This window comes from Butyrivibrio sp. WCD2001 (assembly GCF_000424485.1).
Lineage (GTDB): Bacteria > Bacillota > Clostridia > Lachnospirales > Lachnospiraceae > Butyrivibrio.
On sequence record NZ_AUJZ01000051.1, the window covers coordinates 1 to 1,804 of the forward strand.

Annotated in this window: 2 protein-coding genes; both read right to left on the bottom strand. The window is 38.5% G+C overall.

The features are described 5' to 3' along the window. Positions 1-502: 502 nt before the first annotated feature. A complete protein-coding gene (locus G630_RS0117745) occupies positions 503-1,618 on the bottom strand; it encodes an IS110 family transposase (RefSeq protein ID WP_022763602.1) in 1,116 nt (371 codons plus the stop codon). Between the two features lie 98 nt (positions 1,619-1,716). Continuing rightward, on the bottom strand, positions 1,717-1,804 hold an 88-nt coding region (locus tag G630_RS25980; protein ID WP_196805824.1), incomplete at its 5' end, for a transposase.

Sequence of the window (1,804 nt, forward strand, 5' to 3'; positions counted from 1 at the left end):
GTCTCAGCAGAAAGCATATCGCAGTTCATCCTTCCACACAGATAAGCGGCGTGATTTTCCATGAAATCCCCCATCTGTTATGAAGTGACCTCCTGTCAAGAGTAAAATTCGAGGAAATCACAACAATCTTTTCCTTTCTTAAGTTTGAACACTAGGTACAGAGGCAGAGCCTCAGATCTAACAGTCCCCGGCCTTGGCCACTCTGTTATACGTGGATTGGTTACCAACAGGTCAATGGTCCGCCGTGAATCTTGCTGTCTCATAGCGTGAATCAAAATATTTAAAATATAATGTCAACAGAGATGGGTCGCAAATAATTCGAACCATAGAATGCTCTAAAGCCCTGCCTCCGTATCCAGTGTTTGTTTTGTTATGCAGATGAAATCTGATAACATCAGTTTCATCTGCTTGATTACTACATTTGATATTTAGATGATTCTGTCATAGGCCTTGCCGCGTTAGCGGTGCGAAGCAGCCTTGACTGAATCAGATAAATGTCATATCAAGAAATATGATTTGTTGCCATTCCCCACATAAAACATGCAAGTTCTCTTGCCACTGCAGTTGTCGCAACATTTCTGTTAATACATCTTTTCAAGGTCATATGATAAAATCTTTTTCTTAATCGCTCATTGGCTTTATCTGCATAAGCAATTACTTCTGGATTGCATCCCTTTTGCCTTTGTTTTAAAGCAATGGACTTATGGCCGATATTGCCTCTCGTATAGCTCTGGGCAGCTTCTACCATCAAACGTCGCAAGTGACTATTTCCAGCCTTGGTAATACTATAGCGATTTACATCACCACCACTGGAATCCTCACTTGGTACAAGTCCTAAGAACCCAGCAAATTTAGTTGCTTTTTCAAACCTGTCAAAATCGCCAATCTCAACAATCATTGATAATGCTGTGTGGGTCTTAACCCCAAGGAAGCATCCCATATTCTTGACTTTTTCTTTATATTTGTCTCTATTTGCTAATTCTTCTATCTTTTTATCAAGTCTTTCTATTTTTTCGGTAAGATAATCAAAAGTTATCAAATACTCTGATAGTGTCTCTTTAGCAAGCCCTGTTAAATCAAGATTTCTCAGCCATTCAAGGTGAGCTATCGTCCAGTATGTCTTTCCGCCTTCAAATTTCTTTCCTGATCTCAAAACAAACGCGAGAATCTGCTGCTTGATCTTTTTAAGCATTTGTTTTTGATCATCCCTCATTCGTATATATTCTTTAATCTCATTGTCTTCAGCATCTGGAACATATACTTCACTATAAGTGTGAAAAGCAAGGCATCTTGCGATATTCGCAGCATCTCTTTTGTCAGTTTTTACACGATTTGTATTAGTAATTGCCATGGTCGTAGGAGCAAGGATTTTACAGTCGACTTCATGATCATTCAGCTGATGATACAAAGAATATCCCAAACATCCAGCTTCATACCCACAAACAAAAGTTACTTCTCCATCATAGCGTTTACGTACCTGTTCCATATATTTCAGGATAAGTTTATAGTCTGCAGGTATGGTCTGCTTATACTCAACCTTATCGGTATCATAAGAATAGCAGCATAAAGTGTAGCTCTCTTTGTGGACATCCATTCCGATATAAACTATAGTATTCATATGTGGCCTCCTATTGTATGCGGTAATCCCTGTTACCATTAATCTCAACAATTAATAGCTTACAGGTAAATCCACGAACCTACAATCTGGAGGTCACTTCATATTGTCTCATCGGTTATCACTTTTTTCCTGTATTTAGTGACAAAAATGATATGATAGGTAAGCAGGTAAACTGAATGTGAACCT

Excerpts from the sequence above, each read along its gene's own strand:
- G630_RS0117745 (WP_022763602.1), bottom strand. The coding sequence starts at position 1,618 with ATGAATACTATAGTTTATATCGGAATGGATGTCCACAAAGAGAGCTAC.